The following is an 18352-nucleotide window of genomic DNA, read 5'->3' on the forward strand; positions in this document are numbered from 1 at the left end:
ATCGGACGCGGCAGCGATCGGCGGAGCAGTCCTCGTCCTGCAAAGCGAGCTGACCCTCGCACATTCCCGCCCGGATGACGGGCTGCCGCCGGTGCCCGCCGGCACGGGCGAGGCGCCCTGACCCTGCCTTAGGGTGGCGCGGGTTGAGGATGACCTCCTGGGCCGGTCCGCGCTCGACGACCCGCCCCGGTAGAGGACCAGGATGTCGTCGGCGAAGTGTCGCGCGGCGGCCAGATCTAGGGTGATGTAGAGGACGGCGCAGCGCGCTATGACCTGAGCAGCTCCGATCAGAATCAAGTTGCTCAAGTTTCCCGGCCTACCGCGCGGACTTCGCCGTGGTCGCCGACTACGCCACCACGCCACACTCCTTGCCGGTGCCCGGCCGCTCGACGACTACGCGGCGATCCGGCGAATCGCCGCGCTCACCCTCGCCGACGTCGCGGTGATCGAGACCGTGGCGGAGTGGGTTCTACTCGGTGGTGATCTCACGTATCTCCTCCCCTTGCCCACCCAGACTCCTGTTCCCGCGTCGCACCAAGACGCCGTTCCGATAGCCACCGACGTGTCGGCTGAGCAGGTTGCGGCCAAGAACCTCACGTCGCTTGCCGGCGTGGGGAGATGCGTGCGTGTTTGCTCGGCGCTGGCAACGTAGTCGAGCGCCAGCACCCAGCGGATACCGCAGTTGCCATAGGCGAAGTGGACCTTCAGCCCTTTGCTTGGCTGCCCGAGCAAGCTGCAGGAGGTGGCCGCGTTGACGGACCACGGCGCGACAGGTGAAGGCGACGACGGCCTGCCGACCGTCCACAATGGCTAAACGCCAATGTTCACGGAGTAGAGGTGCAAGCGTCCAGACGCGGGTGCGCGCCTGCGCGCGTGCCGACCTTGGTCATGGCCCGGCCACCAGCCCCGCCGGGCCAACCCAGCCGACAACGCGCTGGTCAGGCCAGTACGGCTTGACCATGGTATTGAGCGATGCGTCGGCTAGACCAGCGCGTTGGCGGGGCGACGCAGAAGGATGGGACCGCCAGGATGAGGCCATTCCGTTGGACGGTGTACAACTCCCATCAACGTCATGCCCGGACCATACTGCGGCCGGGGTCGACCAGCGGACCGCAATGTAAGTCCGGACGCCCAGCGAAGCTCGCGCAAGCCTTGTCGACGGGCGTAACCTCAGGCAGTGCAGTACACCGACTGGGGTGAACGTGCCGCTCGCTGGTCCGGAATTCGCAGCGAGATGGTCGATGTGCACGGCACGGCGGTGCACTACCTGGTAACTCATCGGACGCGGGCGCCGGAAGGGCCGGTTCACCTGCTCGTTCCCAACCCGGCGAACAGCGCCTCGAACTGGCTGGACGTACTCGCGGAACTGCGACCACACGCGCATGCGATAGCGGTGGACCTGCCCGGCACGATCGCCGGCCACACCGCGCTGCCGAACCGGCGCGCGGCGGGCATCGAGGCCAACGTGCTGTTCCTGCGCGATTTCGCTGACGCGCTCGGGCTCGATCGGGTCGTGATGCACGGCTGGTCGGCGGGCGGGATGATCGCGTTGTTGTTCGCCGACCAGGCACCCGAACGGGTCGCCGGGCTCGTGTTGGTGGCCCCGGCACTTCCTCCCCCGCTCAGCGTCGGCGAGGCGCGCCTGTGCCGAACCTTCGGCAGGGCGGGTTTGGCCATCGTCGCACCGGTCGCCCTTGTGCTGCTCCGCGTTTCGGGGCGACGCATCCTCGCTGCTACGACACGGGTACTGGACGATCCCGCGTCGATTGCGGGCAGCAAATGGAATTCCGGCGGTGACTTGACGAGAATGTCGCCGGAGATCGCCGCTGTCATGCGGGACGAGATGTCGGCGGTCGAGCCGACGCGACTGGGACGCGCGGTCACGGTCTATGCCTCGCTGATGTCGCTGATGCTCGTCCGGCGGCGCCCTGTGCTCGACGCGATGCGCCGGGTCGCGTCGCCAACGCTCCTTGTCTGGGGCGATGAGGATCGCCTCGCCGCCCGCGCATCGATCGATGACTGGACTGCGCAGCGGCCGGACTGGAACCTGGTCGTCCTCCACCGCACGGGTCACGCGCCGCCGTTCGAAGTCCCCGCCGATTACGCTCGCACGGTCCTAAGCTGGTGTGGCCCACGGCTTCACGACCGGTAGAGCTACATGTTGGTGTGAGGTCCTGTTCCGGCCCTTCAGTGATGTGGATCGACAGGAGATGCGGGGATCAGGTTCCTCCGATGGTCCTTTCGGTTGCTGGGACTGGGTGTCGGGTTCAGGTGACCGGTCGTGGCAGCGCGGTCAGACGGGCGAAGGCGTCGACCAGGTCCGTTGTCCAGGGCCAGTTTTCGGCGATGCGTAGTCAGGTTCGGCGGCCGCCGTGGGTCAGTCTGGCGGCGGTGTGTAGTAGCCGGTAGCGCAGCCTCTTGGGTTCGGCTTTGGCTAGTTCGCCTTGTAGGAGCAGGGTTTTGGTCCAGGCGAGCAGGTCGATACCGGCCAGGGCGAGTTCGAGCCACGCCTGGTTGACGGCGAAGACCCGGGACGGGAACCGACCGAAGCCGGTGTCCTTACCGCAGCGGATGTTGTCCTCGACGCGGGCGTGAGCACGGTGACGGGCTTCCAGGAACTGCACCGAGCCGTTACCCGGCGGGGTGTCAGTGGCGGTCACTTGGTGACGCTTACCCGCGATGGTGTCGAACAGCGACAGTTGCGCTCCGGGGTGCGGGGTCTCCCGGCGGACGATGAACCGGGTCCCGGACGGGTAGCCGGCGTCCTGGACCAGGCAGGTCAGCCCACAAACCTCGGCTCCGTGCCGCGGCTGACCGTCGGCGTCCACGGCGGGAACCCAGTCGGTAGCTTGCAGGATCGCATGCCGGACGTCCTGGGTGATCGCCACGCCGACGGAGTATCGGGCGTCGAAGCCGTGCTCGCGCAGGCCGCGGATGTGGGCCAGGAGTCCTTGGGTGCAGCCGGCCGAGTCGGAGCGGATCAGGATCGGGGTGCCGTACCGGTGCGCGTCCGGAACCTGTGCCAGGGCGTGGTCCAGCACGGTGATGTGGTCGGCGGTGGTGTTCGACCCGGCATTGCCCGGCCGCAGCAGCCCGGCCAACGCTTCACCGGTGGCGTCGAGGAAGCAGAACAACGGGTGATACCCGTAAGGTCGGCCCGGGGCGCCCTGCAGCGTTGCCGCTGTGGATTTCCCCGGACCGCCTTCCGAACCCGGCGTGCCCATTCCCGAGCACCGGACTCTCCACAAGCCCGTCAGGTCGCACCAACCGATCTCGTCAACCTGTGGTCGGCCACGGGCTGGGGATCCGCGTTCCCCGGTAGCGGTAGCGGATGGTCCGCACTCGTACCGGGTTGAACAGCGTGATCTTGTCCGTTCGTGGCCACCACGTGCTTCACGAGCCGCCTACGGCCCTCGACGCTCAGGGGCGCATTCGCGTGGGGCACTCGTCGTCCTCTCGAAGTCAGACAACGGCAGGCGCGACACCTATCGTGCGCGCCTGCCGCATTGCGGCCTTTCAGTCCTTCGGTGCGACCCGGATACGGTTCCCGTCAGGATCGGCTGCGAGGAAGGTCAGCCCGAACCCCGCATCATGAGGCTCGTGCAGGATCGTGACGCCCTTGGACTGCCACTGCTTGAAGATCGCGTTGACCTCGTCGGGTCGTCCACCGTCGATGGCCAGGCAAACCTCACTGGTACGCGGGACGTCCGGCGACAGATCCTCGAACTGGCCGGACCACAGAGCGAGGTCAGCACCTGGCCCGAGGTCGAAGGTGATGTATCCCGGAGTCTCGAACGAGGGGCTCATGCCGAGGAGGTCGCCGTAGAAACGAGCTGCGGTGGGAGCGTCGTTCACGTAGACGATGGACACGACGGATGTGGTCATGGTTGTTCCTTCTCACAGGTGGTAGGTACGCATCCACCAGCCTGACCGGAATATGCGCCGCATCGTGTCGCAATTCCTGAAAAACTTGGTGTGTGACCCCAGACCGCTTCTTCACCCTGATGCTGCTCCTCGAATCGAGGGATGGCGCGACCACACAGGAACTTGCCTCGGCGCTCGGGGTTTCCCTTCGAACCATCACCCGGGACCTGAACTGGCTCCGCGACGCCGGTCTGCCGGTGACCGCACACCGGGGCCGCCTCGGAGGCGTGACCATGCTGCCCGGGTCCGGGCTCGACCTCACGCGACTCACGCCTGGCGAGCGTGATCATCTGTCGCTCATTGGGCTGGATGAAAAGCAACGCGCGGAGCTCAACGCATCGGTCGAAAGCCAGCGCGCGCTCTCCAAGATCGCCGCTACACAGCCACGTCGAGTTCATGAGCTCCTGCCGCTCACCGACGTAGTGCACGTGGACAGCCGTCCCTGGCTCCAGACACGAGCTTCCGGCACGACTCCGGCTTCGCTGATCGGCTCAGTGCGGCGAGGTCGCCAGCTACGGATCGAGTACGACAGCCCACGCGAGTCATGCCCACGCGACCTGGTCGTGGATCCCTACGGGCTGTTCGCCAAGGCCGGCATCTGGTACCTCGTCGCCGACTGTGCCCGAGTGCCACGGATGTACCGACTCGAACGGATCACGACGTGGAAAGAAGTCGACCAGCCACGACGGATCCGCGAGAACCAGACCCTGGCCACCGTCGCTGCAGCGCTCATTGCTCAGTGGGAACACAACCACGCGATAGAGGTCAGCGCCACCATCGACCAGACCCAGATCGAGCGAGCGCAACGGATCTTTGGCCTACGACTCGTCTGGGACGACCATGAAGAATCCGCAACCGGCCGCAAGGTAACAATCCGCTTCCTGCATCTAGAGGACGTGCGAGCACTACTGCCGTTCGGGAGCGCCATCACTGTGCACGGCCCCACCGAAGCCAGGGCTCACCTTCGCGACCTCGCCACCAATCTTGCCCACCACTATGCGCCGTCACCAACGTCCTGACCCGCAACGGTTAGTGATCCACATCGGATAATCGTGGTTGCGGCGCAACGCCAACGCCCTCACCCGACGTGCCCGCATGCAACGCCGCGAAATGCCCGTTACGCGGGGAACGCCACCGACGCTGAGGGCCCAACGATCGAGCGCAGCCTTACCAGACCCGGCAAACGTTCGGGGTCATGCCGACAAGCCGGAGGCGCACTCACTCTGCACTGGAACCTGTACGCGGTCGTAGGGGACCACGTTGGCCGACGGCATCTTCAGCGCCTCGCGCAGTTCGGCGTTCTCGGCGGTGATTTGATTGATGACGGACCAGCCCTGGGACGTCGGAGCGTAGCCGGGTCAGTTCCTTGTCCTTGTTCGCGACGGTCTTCTTCAGCTTGGCGATCTGCTCCCGCAGCCGGACCTCGACGTCGGGTGTTGCCCGGCGTTCCTGCACCCGCTCATAGAAACTCGTTGCGGAGGTCTGGGTGCCCGCTGGGTGAGCGCGTTGCGGGGCACCCCGGCCTCCTGCGCCAACGCGACGATCGTCAGGGCCCCGGTGGAGCTGCGCGGTTCCGTCGAAGATGCGTTCCATGGCCTCGCGGATGCGGGCTCGTTCATCGGGCATGGCGCTCATCATGTGGGCTCCTGCAAAGTGATGCGGGTGCGGTCGTGATGCTCGGCAAAGGCCCGGAGCTTGGCGGCGTTGCCGCGAAGACGGTCGCCGACCGGGCCGGGCGCGTGGGCGGCACGGAACTCAAGAAGGCCGGCGGGTTCGCGCAGTTGACTGGCGTGGCGGTCGGTGCGCACCACGTTGCCGCACTCCGGGCGGCACCGGTCTAACCGCGGCACGTCGCTGATGCCGTCGCGTTGGCAGAGGGCCCGACGCCGACCGGGCCAGGCGCCGATGAGCCGCCCGAGCCGTTCCCCGGTTCCGGCGGACCCGCACCGTGGACCGCCCGGCCAGGCGGCGGATCCCGCGGTCGCTGGGTCGACGTCGTCGAAGCGGCGCGAGTCGGGCTATCGTGCCCGCCCCGCGCCAGCCGCGGCGGCCGGGCCACCGGAAGCAACCGGGAGGCAGCGGCGGGTGCTGCGCCCCCGTGCTGACCGAGCCGGACACCGCGCCGATGAGCGCCGAACAGCACGAACAGTCCGTCACCACGCTCGCCGCGATGATCGTCGCCTGGTGGCAACGATCCCCGGCTGCGGGCGGCCAGAGCCCTGATCGGACACCGGGCGAGGAGCCCGGTGCCGACGAACGATCAAAGGAGTCCTCATGACCCACGCAACCAGCCCACACCCGCCACAGCACGGCCGGGCCGTCGCCACCCCGATCCGGGTATCGACCTATGTCCACCGCCGCGACGACGCGGTCAGCCGGCAGCAGGACGTCCTGCGCGCCTGGGTCGCCGACCAGCCCGACTGGCAGCTGTGCGGCCAGTACGTCGACGTCCGTCCCGACCGGCAGACGCCGCGGCGGCCTGCGGCAGGCCCTCGCCGCAGCCCGCGCCGGCCGGTACGACATGCTGCTCGTGCATGACCTCAGCCGGCTCACCCGCCGCATGCCCGAGCTGGCCGACATCCTGCGCACCCTGGAGCGGGCGCGGGTCACGCTGCGCTCATCTGACGGGGCGATTGACACCTCCACCTCGACCGGTCGGCTACTGGCCCGCCTGGTCGCGGCATTCGCCGACTTCGACATCGCCGCGCCCCGCCTATCCAGCAGCACACAGGGCCGCTGGCCGCGCACCAGCCGCGAACCCCGCCACCGCAACCGCAGCCGTGACCGGAGCCCGTCCGACGGCCGGGACACGGCGGCCAGCCCGTAACCACCACCGCGCGGGGGTCGGGCCCCAGCCCGGCGGCGCCAGCGAGCCTGTGGCCCCGTGGACAACGTGCTGGCCACTTCGGGCCCGGGGGCGTGAGGTTCGTCGAACGGCGAGAAGCGGCGGGTGCCCGGGTGAGATCACGCCCACGAAGGTTGGCTTCTGGAAGACCCCGGCGCGCACGCTCTGTGTGTAGACACCGGGGCCGTCACTCTCGCTAGGTTGTGGCCGACTGTAGGGTTATTCGGTCGAGGTCGTTTGGCTGGTCGCGAACGTGAATACCGACATAGCACCCCTCCTGGACGTCGAAGTCCACGACGGTGTAGTCGATGGGGTTGCTCGTTCCCGGAGCTCGGTACGGGCCGAAGACCTGCGAGTTCAGGCAGCCAAAGGCCACGGTCACGTAGATGGTGTCGCCGTCGTTACTGGTGTCGTAGACCCAGAGCTTTTCGCCATAGGGGTGGAATTCGATCTTCGCCACCATCGTCACGCCGTCGTGCAGCTGCACCTTCTGCGCCCGGCCGCCGGCGTCCTTTTCGAAGAAGGTTCCGTCGGCCGAATCGCTGAGCGAGCATCCGTTGTCGCCCGCGGTTACCCATAGCTGACCTTCGATTCGACGGCAGTTGTCGGTATCCACCAGGGCATACACGACCGACAACGAGCCGTACGCCGATGCCGGGCCGCTCCAGACGATGGCGGCTGGCGCGAGCACCGCAAGGGCGACGGCGATCCGCGCCGCAAGCCGTGGAAGTCGACGTACTTGCATGTGTTCGCCTCCGTGTGATGGTTCTCCGCTGACCGACCCCGGCGGGATCGGTTGTCCTAGCTCGTGGCCAGAAGCACCTCGCCGTAGAGCAGGTAATGGTCCGAGCAGGGTTCGCCGTCGTCGCCACACGTGCCAATGCCCTGGTTGACTACGGCGCGTCCGACTGGGATATGAAAGTGCCAGTGGTCGGCGAAGATGTAGTCGAGCTTCCTGTCGTGGAACGTGGCAGCTCCGCCTTGAGCCAAGCCGCAAGGGGTGGACGTGAGGCAGGCCCGTTCCTGTTCGATCTCGCCGAAGTCGCCAGAGCCGATCGGCGCTCCGTAGAGTGTGGACAGGGCCGGATCGTGTGGCGGTGTGGAGATGTTGGTGTCGCCGACGAGAATGAACGGCTTCTGTCGCGCCTCCGGCCCGAAGACGCGGGCCAGCTCGCGCGCCTGCTTCCCGGCATCGGGCTTGTCCGGGTAACCCGTTTCCAGGTGCGTTGCGCACACCTTCGCGTCCTCGGCGGTGCCAGAGAAGCGGGCTGTGATGCAGGCGATGGTGCGCCCTGGGGCGCTGTCGTCCTCGACCAGTTCGTTGTCCAGCCAGAAGGCGTAACTCTGCCGGCTCACCACGGGCGCCTTCACGAACAGCGCGTTGCCGACCTCCAAGCTGATGTCGCCGGCGTTGAAACAGGTGGGATTCCCTGCGTCGGTGTACCGGAAGTGGCCCTCCATCTGGTAGCCGGCGTCGGCTAGCCGTGATCGCAGGTGGTTGTACTGGTTCTTGCAGATCTCGTTGAGCGTGAGCACGTCGGGGGAGCGGAGCCGCACCTCGTCCATTAGCCGGTCGATCACGTAGTAGTCGCCCTCGTTCATGGCGGCCCCGGCGATGTTCCAGTGCAGGATCTTGACTGTTCGAACGCCGGTGACCGGCACGTAAGCGACTGCGTCGAAAGCTACCCGTTGGGTGCCGTCGCCGTCGGGGGTCAGCGTGGTGAGTGTGACCTCGGGTGGCCCGTTGAACCGGAAGACGCCAAGCGGCACCCATCGATTGCCGTCACCCTGCTGAGGCACGATACGGACGCGGTCGCCGTAGGCGGTCTTGATGACGTACCGAGCCTGGGTGGCGCCGTTGATCAGCGGAGGTAGGTGGACCATCACCTTCGCCAGCCCGGTGTACGACTGGCTGAATCGCCACCGTCCAGTGACGTCCAGCCGCCCTCCCTCCGCCGTGGCGGCACGGGCGTTGGACATCCAGAAATGGCCACCAAACCCCATACCGAGTTGATGGGTGTCGATCTTCCCTGGGTATTGGCCGGCGTCCGGCCGGTAGCTGAGGGTGAATGTGCCGGCGTTGGTCCATTGTCTGCCGCAGCCGGGCCGGATCGACGGAGTGCCGTCAGGCAGGTTGTCGACGATCCGGGCGCCGGCGGGTAGGCCGGACAGGTCACAGCGTGGCGGGTAGGCGGTGCCGTCCTCCTGGTACGGGTAACCCGGGTCGAACCGCAGCAGCTCGTTGCCGCAACTGTAGTCACAGTCCGGCTTCCACGTGGCCGGCTCGTGATACCAGCACTTGAGGTCGTATCTGCCGGCGGTGTTGCGGTGCGCGCACGGCCCGGCCGGCTCGCCGATGACCTCGGGCGCGTCGGGCAGGTGCTTGGCGCTCCACTCGCAGTTGTTGCTGACGTTGCAGAACTGGTCGTGCGGTGGGGAGACAGTGTGCCGATTGAGGGGGCCCTCAGCGACACCACCGTTCCACCACGCGGCTCGGTAACCGGCGACCAGCACGTCGGGCGCCTCCAGCACCTCCACCGGGTGTCCGGCCCAGCCCATCACCTTCTCCGGGTACGGCCAGTCCTGCGGGTGCGCGGCGTCGGCGTAGTCATCCGTCATGTCGTCCTTCTCGAGAAAGGCGCCGCGGTTGGCCGGGTACCGGGGGTTCGCGGGGTTGTTCGCCCACCCGACGCCCCATGCTCCGCCGTTGGCCGGCGCCTCCGATGGGGGGTAGAACCCGCTGTTGTAGGCCCACACCGCGTAGAACCAGTTTTCGATCTTCGACGGGTCGCCGTTGTTCACTACCAGACCCTCGGCCCGGGTCTGGTTCCACTTCGACTCCAGGATTCGCAGCCCTTCCGCGATGTTGGCGGCAAAGTCCAGCGCGATCGCCCGCTGCTGGTCATACGGCAGCGCCGTCTCCCCGGGCTTCTCCCGTCCGGCCCGCCGCATCCCATCGGTCACCTGCGTCACGCCGTATCCGCAGTCGGCATGCTCCCACCGGATGGCCCAGTCGTCCGTCTCGGTGCCGTTGTAGATATCCAAGCCGTAGTAGTTGCCGATCAACGGGTTCGCCGTCACGCCAGGCACCGCGAACCGAGCCGCCTGCCACAGATTCGACTCCTGCGCCGCGATGCCCAGCATCACCTGCGCCGGCACATGTCCGCCGCCCAGCAGCCCGCGAGGTGGGAACAATCCCTGCGGTGTGTACGCCGGCATGCTCAGGTTCTTCCAGTTCGCCGGCCGCTGCACATTCAGCACATGCCGCACCGCCTGGTCCACCGCCCACTCCACCTGCCGCGGCTTGGGCTGCATCGCCTGGTTCGCCGGATCGTTACGCGGCACCGAGCAGTACCGCTCGGCGAAGTCCGCCGGGTCATCCGGCTCTCCGGCCACCGACGGACCCGCGCCGCCAGCGCGGGTCAGGGCCGGGCTCAACGCCCGACCAGACCCAGCCGCCGCACCGGTCGGCACACCGCCGAAGGTCACCGGCCGGCCGGTAGCCAGCACGGTGCCGCTGATCGTCACCGGTCGCGGCGACGCACCATCGCCAACGGGTATCCGCGGGTCCGCCGGCCCGGAAGACGGCAGCACCGACGTCACCGCCAACCCAGCATCCATCGAAACCTGACTGCCGGCCGGGGCGTCGAGCAGCGACACGCTGGGCACCGGCGTCGCTGCCCTGCCCGCACCGGTGACGTACACCTGACCACCGCGCCCGGACGTCACATCCAGCCCTGTCAACCCACCCTCGGCCAGCGTCGCCGGCGCGGCGTTTCGCCCGCCGGCCACGCCTACCCGCCGTACCGCCGTCCGCCCGGCCCCGGTGCGTTCCACATAGACCACGCCGCCATCGGCGTCCGCGGCCAGCCGGAACGGCACACCGGACGCGCGCGCCAGCAGCTGCCGCGTCCCGTCCGCCGCCACCCGGACCACCGCGCCGGCGTCGGCCGCCACGATCCCCCCGATGGCCGGCACGGCGGAGGTGAGCTGACCAGGCACCTCAATCCTGGCGAGGATTTGGCCGGAAGCGGTGTCGAGCCGCAGCAGCCGGGTCCGGCCGAGGTCCACATCGCCGGCCTGAGTCAACACGGCCGTCTCGCCCGCCCCGCACGAGGGGTTGAAATACGCCAGGCTCGTCCGCGCTGCGAGCTTGCGCACCCGTCCGCCGCCTGCGTCCACGACGGCGGTGAACGCCCCCCGATCAGACAACGTAGGCCGGTTGGTGAATGTGCGCGGCGCATAGACCACAACGATCCGGCTCCCGGACCCTGTCACACATGCGTTGCCGACCCACCGATCCGTCTCGACGCCCGGCTCGGACAGTGTGGCGACAGTACGCCAGGCGTAGCCGTGCGCGGCGTCGGCGACCAGCACGTGCAGCCCGTCAGCGTCACCGGTGACCGCCCAGGCCCGATCCGTCGACCCTCGCCACCCCTTGCCCAATACCGTATTCCGTTCTAGCTCCGGGATTGCGGCGTTGGCGGCCGGCGGCGAAAGTGGCGGCGATCCCACCGCGGGATCGGTGGCGACGGCCGCGGCGAGCAGCGTGGCCGCCACCACCATCGTCAGGAAGCCGGCCACAGCCGTACGGCGATTCGTGCGCCGGACAGGACTTTGCGACGGATTGGTAGGCATGCTTCACCGCCTGAAGATGTCACCGGGTACGGGAAGTTCGGTACTGTGGCGTCCTCTTAAAACAGGCAGCTGCCGGGCGCCCGCCGCAGGAACGTCGCGGCGGCCCACCCCGAGGAGACCTGACGCCAGGTGTACCCGCTGCCGGTTGCGGTGCCGTCCGCTCCGGCGAAGACGGTCGACCCCCTCGCCAGCGTTCCCAGAATGGGGAAGCTCGTCGAGTGATGCGACCTCACGTTGAGGTCGCCGCTGTCCGTGGTCACCCGGTACGGGCACCACGTGGTGACTGTCGGCGTGTGCGCGGCTGCCGGTGCCGCTGTTGCGACGACCGTGCCAGCCACGAGTGTGCCGGCTGCGAGCAGGACGCGGACCGGCAGGCCGGCTCGGATGCGTCCTCGGCGGGCATTTCCAGCGGGCGGCTGCGTCGTTCCCATCGTGCGGCTCCTCTCGTCGGGCGGTTATCGTTCTTGAGGTCTTTTCCGGAATCGTGGCTCCCGTGTGTGCTGCCGGCGCACGACTTCCCCCGCTCACACTCCGACATCGATGCGGCATGACACAGAATCCCGACCGAATCCGAACGCGACGGAATCCTGGGTAGCCGGCCTGGTTGACCGGCGCTACCCTGAACGCGCTGCCACATAGACCCCGGTCAGAGAGTGGGCCAGGTCCTCCATGCGCGAGCCGACCAAGCCGTTCGTAGATCAGCCCGATCCCGGTCAGGCGAAGACGATCGACGATCTCGCGGAGAGTCTGCGGTTGTTGAAGGTCTGGGCCGGCAACCCGTCCTACGAATGGATCAAAAATCGGATCAACGCGGCTTGGACGGCGGCCGGTCGACCGACCAGCGAGCTGGTCGGAAAGACCACTGTTGTCGATTGTTTCCGGTCCGGACGAAGGCGGTTGAACGCCGAACTGGTTTCGGCGATCGTCCAGGCCCTGCATCCGGATGCCGGCTACATGACGCAGTGGCGGCAGGCACTGCAGGTCGTTGGTGGGCAGTTCCAAGCCGCGTCACAGGTACGGGTCCAAGACCGACTACCCGAGGATCTGCCCGGGTTTGTCGGCCGCGCGGCAGTGCTGGATAAGCTCCAGAGGGGGTTGAACCGGGCCCATCGGGCCGGTGGCGCGGCGGTCATAGCCGTTATCGAAGGCATGGCCGGGGTGGGCAAGACGCAGCTCGCGATCCACCTCGGGCACCTGTTGTCGCGGGAGGTGTCGTTCGATCAGGTGCTGTTCGTCAACCTGCGAGGCTTCCACGCTGACCCCACCCAGCCACCCGCCGACCCATCCGCGGTACTCGACGGATTCCTGCGGCTGCTCGGCGTCTCCGGCCACCACATCCCCCACGACCTGTCCGCACGCGTCGCCGCCTACCAAGACCGGCTCGCCGGCACCTCCACACTTGTCCTGCTTGACAACGCAGTGGACGAAGACCAGCTCCGTCCTCTGTTGCCGGAAGTTCCTGGCTGTCTCACCCTGGTCACCAGCCGGCGGAGCATGGCCGGCCTGAAATCGGCGACACATCTGACGCTGGACGTGTTCACCGGCGACGAGGCCCTACAGATCCTGGCCCAGGTCACACCCGGGACTCCACCCGGCGACGACCCCGACGCGCCGGCCCGCATCGGTCGTCGCTGCGGCCACCTACCCTTAGCCCTCGGACTGGTCGCTGGACACATACGCAGCACATCGGGCTGGACCTTGACCGACCACGCCGACCGGCTCGACGAGCGCCACCGACGGCAACGGCTGGACACCGGTGTGGAACTCGCCCTCGACGTGTCGTACCAACACTTGTCCCCGGACCAGCAACGACTGCTGCGCCTCGCAGCCCTACACCCCGGCCCAGACTTCGACGCATACGCCGCAGCCGCCCTCACCGGAGCCGACCTGGCCACCATCAACACCCATCTGGACCGCCTCTACGACGACCACCTGCTCCAGCATGTCGGCACCGGCCGGTACAGCCTGCACGACCTTGTCCGCGCCTACGCGGCGGGCGAGGCCAGTGACAAAGAACCGCCACGAATGCGGCGGGCTGCGATGTGCCGGCTGCTCGACTACCTCCGCCACACCGCATCACTAGCAACGGAAGCCGCATACTCGTACACGCCTGCGCGCCGGTCCCAGGTCCCTCCCGCCACCACGCCCACTCCCGACCCGCTGGACGCGAGCAGGGCGGGTGCCTGGCTCGACACCGAGTTGGCGAACCTCTTGGCCGTCGCTACACATGCCGCCCGTGACGGCTGGCCCGAACACACGCTGCACCTGTCCCGAATCCTTCCGCTGCACCTTCATGCCCGCGGGCGGTACGGCGATCTGGTCAGCCTCCAACAACACGCACGCACCGCCGCCCAGGTGCTTGCGGACCGCGCCAGCGAATGCGATGCGCTCAACGGCTTAGGCTGGGTCCATTGGCTACAGGGCCGTTACCAGCTGGCACTGCGCAACTTCCACCAGGCAATAGAGGCGGCACTTTCCGCCAAACACCGAGAAGGTGAGGCCGAGGCACTGACCGGCCTCGGGTGGAGTAACCAGAAACAGGCCCACTGCGAGAAGGCAGCCAAACAATTCCGTCAAGCGCAACAGATCAGCCGCGATACCGGACTGCGCCGATCCGAGATGGAAGCGCTCCACGGGCTCGGCTGGGTCCACTGGTTCCAGGGCAGGTACGAGCAGGCACTTCACCAGTTCGACACGGCACTGAAGATCGCGCGCACCATCGGGCATCGTGGCGGCGAAATCGACGCCCTGCTCGCCGCCGGCAACACCCACCGGATGATCTCCCACCTCAATGAAGCCCACTCCCACTTCGAACGTGCCCTGGCCCACTCTCGAACCATCGACCACTCCTACGGCGAGATGCACGCGCTGCTCGGCCTCGGCAACATCTACCGGGTGTCGAGCCGGTACGAGCTAGCGTCCGACTACTTCGGGCAGGCACTACAGATCGCGTGCGACACCGGCCAGCGCCAGTCCGAGATGGACGCGCACAACGGCCTCGGCCACGTCGAACGTAGCCAGGGCCGCTACCCGTCCGCCGCGGAACATCACAAGTACGCCCTCGGCCTCGCCACAGACGCCGACGACAGCCACTGGGAGATCGAAGCCCTGTACGGCCTGGGGCATCTCCACCACGACACAGGCGAGCACGATATGGCGCTGGCCAACCTTTGCCGTGCCCTCGACATCGCCACCGAGCTGCGGCAACCCGCCGCTCAGGCCCGGACCCACGACGGAATCGCGCACACCCACCTGGCGCTCGGCCGCACCATCGAGGCCCGCCAGCACTGGCGATACGTGCTACAAATCCTTGCTGACCTCTGCGTTGGTCACATCCCCGGCGAGCAGACCTCCGTCGAAACCGTTCGGGCCCGCATCACACGTCTCGACCCAGCTCAACCCTCCCCCTAGCCCAGCATCTCAGCTCATCAACGGCACCCGCGAGGACGAGTGCCCACGACCCGATCTCCATCTGACAGCTTCGGCCGTGTGCAGGACCGGCGGGCCAGCCACGCCGCTGCCCGCGATGGGCGACTCCTGGCCCGGCACTCCTTCTTCCAGCTCCATGTCACCCGCCAGACCCGGGCCAAGGGCCGCCCGGCACTGCTCCCGCAGCACGACTACGTCGCCATCCTGCGCCGGCCACACTGCCGCCACCTTGCGGGGCAGCGACGATCCTCCGGTCGCCGCACCCCCTCCTGACAGCCACGCGTGAGCAGCGCTGCGTCGAAATGGTCGATGCGATGCCCCGTAGTCGGTCGCGGCTCGCCTCGCATGGGCGACACCGTTCCGGCGATTGCTCGCTGTCTACACCACCAACGTCATCGAAATCGTCTGGATCCGTTCCGCCGCGAGGTCTACCGCGACGGCCGGTACGTCGCGTCGGGCATAGCTGACCGAAACGGCACCGACGCTGACTACATCGCCGCCGGACGATGCGCTGAACCGCACGATCGCGACGACGGTTCGCCGCCGCCTGTGCACCCCGCCCCCGACTGTGGGACGACCTGCCCGCCTAGCCGATTAAGCCCGAGAGCAGGCACAACGAAGGGCTCGCCAGAAAACGGCGAGTCGCGCTCCAGTCCCGCGCCGCCGCACCCACGCGGCAACGCATCGCGGAAGACCACTTAGGCCGATGACAACCACCAGCACCTGGATCCCAACACATATCGCTCCAACGCACTCGCGGGCAGGACGCGATGAGCGAGGTTACGGACACCACCTGGCAGCCCGATCCCCTGCTGACCATCGACCAGGTAGCCCACTGGTTGGGCAAACCCAAGAACACGCTCTACGCCTGACACAGCCGCGGCAAAGGCCCGCGCGCCATCCGCGTCGGCAACACCCTGTGCTACCGACGCAGCGAGGTCGAACGCTGGCTCGACGCCCACACCGACCCGGACCGGTGAGCTGTGGCCCGGCCTGAGCTACCCATCGGCATCTGGGGCAAGATCCGAACCGAGAACTCCGCCCCAACCGGTTCTGCGCCCGAACCCGCTTCCGCGACTATGACGGCAAGACCCGCGACATCGAGGCCACCGACACCACCGGCCCGGCCGCCGTCCGGGCGCTGAAGGTCAAGCTCCGTGACCGCACCACCCCCAACGAGGACGAGATCACCCGCGAGACCCGCATCAGCACCCTCGCCGAGGCGTGGATCGACGAGATCACCGCCGAGGAACGCCTCGCACCGCAGACCATCCACCGGTACCAGACCAGCCTGCGCGCCGCGATCCTGCCCGCCCTAGGCTATCTACGCGTCCGGGAAGCCAGCGTGGGCCGCCTCGACAAGTTCCTACGCGGCATCGCCACGGACCGGCCATCGGCGGCCAAGGGTGCCAAGGTCGTCCTCGGGCAAATGTTCGCCCTGGCCGTCCGCCACGGCGCCATCGGAAATAACCCGGTTCGCGACACCGGCCGGCTACGTAAACCGCGACGCAAGCCGGTCGCCCTCACCGACGAGCACCTCCAAGCCGTCCGCGCACTTCTGGCTTCGCTGGCCCCTGTTGTCGTCCTGGCCCGATGGCACGCTAATGGCCCGCCGAGCGCCCGGCCTTGCTTGCAACGTCGGGCCCACAGCCCGCCGTGTCACGCGGCGCGGTCGGTGCGGGTGGCGTTGTCGTACGAGTCGCGGGCGTCGAGCAGTTCGTTCCAATGCTGCTCGGCCCAGGCGCAGGCGACCGCCATCGGTTCGAGCATGCTGCGGCCCACTGCCGTCAGCTCGTACTCAACATGCGGGGTGGCCTGGGCGTAGACGGTGCGCTTGACCAGGCCATCCCGTTCGAGGGACCGCAGCGACTGGGTGAGGACCTTGGGAGTGACACGGCTCAGCGGCACGCGCAGCTCAGTGAACCGGCGAGGCCCGTGCTCTAGGCAGCGGATGATGAGCGCCGCCCACTTGTCGCCGAATCGGATCGGGTTGAGCGAGGACGGGCACAGCTCGTCGAACATGTCGGCGGGCAGGGGTTTCCTCATGGCCTCACGATAGCCGGTATCCCAGTGGTAACCGCTGCCCCCGATAGCGTCGTCGAACCGGCCGGGCGCACGGGCTCCGGCCCTGGTGAAAGGCGGTTACTCATGAACATCGTGGTTTTCGGCGCGGGCGGCCGGGCCGGGCGGCAGGCCGTCGCCGAGGCGCATCGACGCGGACACCAGGTCACCGCCCTGGTGCGCGACCCCGCAGGCCACGACGACTTGGCCGACGCGCGGGTGGTGGCAGGCGACGTCACGGACGGGGTGAGCATCGAGCATGCGGCCGCCGGGCATGACGCCGCCATCAGTGCCGCCGTGGACCTGTCCGTGCCACCGCAGGACTTCTTCACCGCGTCGTCCCGTGCCCTGACCGCCGGCCTGGCGAAGGCGGGCGTGCGCCGCTTGGTGGTCGTCGGCCTCGCATCGATCATGCCTGGAGCGTCGGGCGCTCCCCTGATGGATGAGCCCGGCTACCCGAACGAGTACCGCTCCTTCTACCTAGGCCACGCGGCGGGCCTTGAGGAGCTTCGGACCTGCGAGCTCGACTGGGCGTACATGGCCCCCGCAGGCGACTTCGACCATGACGGCGCGCGCACCGGCTATTACCGGGTCGCCCATCACGGCGATCCGGCCAGCCGGATCAGCTACGCGGACTTCGCGATCGCGCTGCTTGACCAGATCGAGGCACCCCGCCACCACCGCGCCGCCGTGAGTGTTCGGGAGGCGTGATGCCGAAGGTCCACGACAGCCCGAACGCCTGGGTCGCTGAGCACATCCGCCATTTCGAGGAGACCGGAGGCCGACCACGGCCGGGCGTGAATGACCTGCTCTGACGACCCGAGGCCGGAAAACCGGCGAACTGCGCCGCACCGCACTCGTTTACGAACGCGACGGCGACCGCTACGTGCTGGCAGCCTCCAACCGTGGTTCGGACCACCACCCCGCCTGGTACCTCAACCTTCTCGCCGACCCGTACGTCACGGTGCAGGTCGGTACGGAGACCTTCACCGCACGCGCGCGCCCCACCACTGCGGCAGAGCGTCCACACCTATGGCGCCTCATGGTGTCGGCCAAGCCGGAATACGCGGCCTACCAGCAGCGAATCACCCGGGAGATCCCCGTGGTTCTCCTGGAACGCGTCTAAAACCTGGCGGTGACGCTCTGGGCGACCGCAGCGCCGTTTACGGCGGAAGCTGATCTCCTCGTCGGGCAGTTGCAGACCTTCCACCTCCCCGTCCAGGGTGGCTGGAAGCCCTTGTGGTGCCCGGCGAGGTGATCCGCGGCGGCATCTCTGAGGAGGGCCGGGGTTCGGGGCGGAGCCCCGAGGTCCTCAAATTCTTGTCGTCCCTCAGCATGGCCGGCCGGCCCGGCCGATGCCGGCCGGAGGTGGCCAGCAGGCCGGACCGGCCGCCCGGGTTCCGCAGTTCGTAGTCACACGTGTGCTGGAGTTTAGGGGTTGAGCTGGGCAAACGC

Annotated in this window: 14 protein-coding genes and 4 pseudogenes; 12 read left to right on the top strand and 6 right to left on the bottom strand. The window is 67.9% G+C overall.

The window, feature by feature from the left end; all coding sequences use genetic code 11:
• The first annotated feature begins 1177 nt into the window (after positions 1-1177).
• Entirely contained in the window at positions 1178-2152 is a 975-nt protein-coding gene (locus tag V6V89_RS38055; protein WP_334624531.1) for an alpha/beta fold hydrolase, read from the top strand.
• Between the two features lie 115 nt (positions 2153-2267).
• Here V6V89_RS38055 and V6V89_RS38060 read toward each other — a convergent pair.
• Together V6V89_RS38060 and V6V89_RS38065 are read right to left on the bottom strand one after the other, a co-directional pair.
• Positions 2268-3155 (bottom strand): annotated as a pseudogene (locus tag V6V89_RS38060) (IS1380 family transposase); the annotation flags it as partial.
• Positions 3156-3516: 361 nt separating this feature from the next.
• The gene (locus tag V6V89_RS38065) at positions 3517-3885 is read right to left on the bottom strand and encodes a VOC family protein (protein WP_334624532.1); all 369 of its coding nucleotides are present in this window, start codon (positions 3883-3885) and stop codon (positions 3517-3519) included.
• A gap of 92 nt (positions 3886-3977) precedes the next feature.
• On the opposite strand from V6V89_RS38065, the gene V6V89_RS38070 reads away from it, so the two are divergent.
• The 5 genes from V6V89_RS38070 (at position 3978) to V6V89_RS38090 (ending at position 6751) form a co-directional block, all read left to right on the top strand.
• Positions 3978-4943, top strand: coding sequence for a helix-turn-helix transcriptional regulator (locus tag V6V89_RS38070; protein ID WP_334624533.1), 966 nt, complete (start codon positions 3978-3980; stop codon positions 4941-4943).
• Between the two features lie 651 nt (positions 4944-5594).
• Positions 5595-5765: a hypothetical protein gene (locus tag V6V89_RS38075; protein ID WP_334624534.1), complete on the top strand. Its 171-nt coding sequence runs from the start codon at positions 5595-5597 to the stop codon at positions 5763-5765.
• Between the two features lie 257 nt (positions 5766-6022).
• Positions 6023-6202 (top strand): hypothetical protein, encoded by a 180-nt coding sequence (locus V6V89_RS38080; RefSeq protein WP_334624535.1) that lies wholly within the window; start codon positions 6023-6025, stop codon positions 6200-6202.
• On the top strand, positions 6199-6462 hold the full coding sequence (locus V6V89_RS38085; protein ID WP_334624536.1) for a hypothetical protein: 264 nt from the start codon (positions 6199-6201) through the stop codon (positions 6460-6462). Before V6V89_RS38080 ends, V6V89_RS38085 begins: the two co-directional genes overlap by 4 nt.
• Entirely contained in the window at positions 6446-6751 is a 306-nt protein-coding gene (locus V6V89_RS38090) for a recombinase family protein (RefSeq protein ID WP_334624537.1), read from the top strand. The genes V6V89_RS38085 and V6V89_RS38090 overlap by 17 nt, the downstream gene beginning before the upstream one ends.
• A gap of 214 nt (positions 6752-6965) precedes the next feature.
• Here V6V89_RS38090 and V6V89_RS38095 read toward each other — a convergent pair whose 3' ends face one another.
• The 3 genes from V6V89_RS38095 to V6V89_RS38105 form a co-directional block, all read right to left on the bottom strand.
• Positions 6966-7514, bottom strand: coding sequence for a hypothetical protein (locus V6V89_RS38095; protein ID WP_334624538.1), 549 nt, complete (start codon positions 7512-7514; stop codon positions 6966-6968).
• A 56-nt stretch (positions 7515-7570) separates the two neighbouring features.
• Entirely contained in the window at positions 7571-11353 is a 3783-nt protein-coding gene (locus V6V89_RS38100) for an endonuclease/exonuclease/phosphatase family protein (RefSeq protein ID WP_334624540.1), read from the bottom strand.
• Between the two features lie 110 nt (positions 11354-11463).
• Positions 11464-11838: a hypothetical protein gene (locus tag V6V89_RS38105; RefSeq protein WP_334624541.1), complete on the bottom strand. Its 375-nt coding sequence runs from the start codon at positions 11836-11838 to the stop codon at positions 11464-11466.
• A gap of 238 nt (positions 11839-12076) precedes the next feature.
• Here V6V89_RS38105 and V6V89_RS38110 point away from each other — a divergent pair, with 238 nt between their 5' ends.
• From V6V89_RS38110 to V6V89_RS38125, 4 genes and pseudogenes are all read left to right on the top strand, one after another.
• Entirely contained in the window at positions 12077-14818 is a 2742-nt protein-coding gene (locus tag V6V89_RS38110) for an ATP-binding protein (RefSeq protein WP_334624542.1), read from the top strand.
• A gap of 78 nt (positions 14819-14896) precedes the next feature.
• Positions 14897-15109 carry a hypothetical protein gene (locus V6V89_RS38115; RefSeq protein ID WP_334624543.1) on the top strand — a complete coding sequence of 71 codons (213 nt, stop codon included), beginning with the start codon at positions 14897-14899 and terminating at the stop codon, positions 15107-15109.
• A gap of 497 nt (positions 15110-15606) precedes the next feature.
• Positions 15607-15816: pseudogene (locus V6V89_RS38120) on the top strand (helix-turn-helix transcriptional regulator).
• A gap of 3 nt (positions 15817-15819) precedes the next feature.
• Positions 15820-16397: pseudogene (locus V6V89_RS38125) on the top strand (phage integrase central domain-containing protein); the annotation flags it as partial.
• Positions 16398-16495: 98 nt separating this feature from the next.
• Here V6V89_RS38125 and V6V89_RS38130 read toward each other — a convergent pair.
• Entirely contained in the window at positions 16496-16882 is a 387-nt protein-coding gene (locus V6V89_RS38130) for a winged helix-turn-helix transcriptional regulator (protein WP_334624544.1), read from the bottom strand.
• Positions 16883-16984: 102 nt separating this feature from the next.
• Between V6V89_RS38130 and V6V89_RS38135 the strand changes: the two genes are divergently transcribed.
• Both V6V89_RS38135 and V6V89_RS38140 read left to right on the top strand, forming a co-directional pair.
• Positions 16985-17608, top strand: a complete 624-nt coding sequence (locus V6V89_RS38135) for an NAD(P)-dependent oxidoreductase (RefSeq protein WP_334624545.1) — start codon at positions 16985-16987, stop codon at positions 17606-17608.
• Positions 17608-18023: pseudogene (locus V6V89_RS38140) on the top strand (nitroreductase family deazaflavin-dependent oxidoreductase). The gene V6V89_RS38135 and the pseudogene V6V89_RS38140 overlap by 1 nt, the downstream one beginning before the upstream one ends.
• The last annotated feature ends 329 nt before the right edge of the window (positions 18024-18352 follow it).

The sequence above is a fragment of the Micromonospora sp. CPCC 206061 genome, assembly GCF_036906915.1.
Classification (GTDB): Bacteria; Actinomycetota; Actinomycetes; order Mycobacteriales; family Micromonosporaceae; genus Phytohabitans.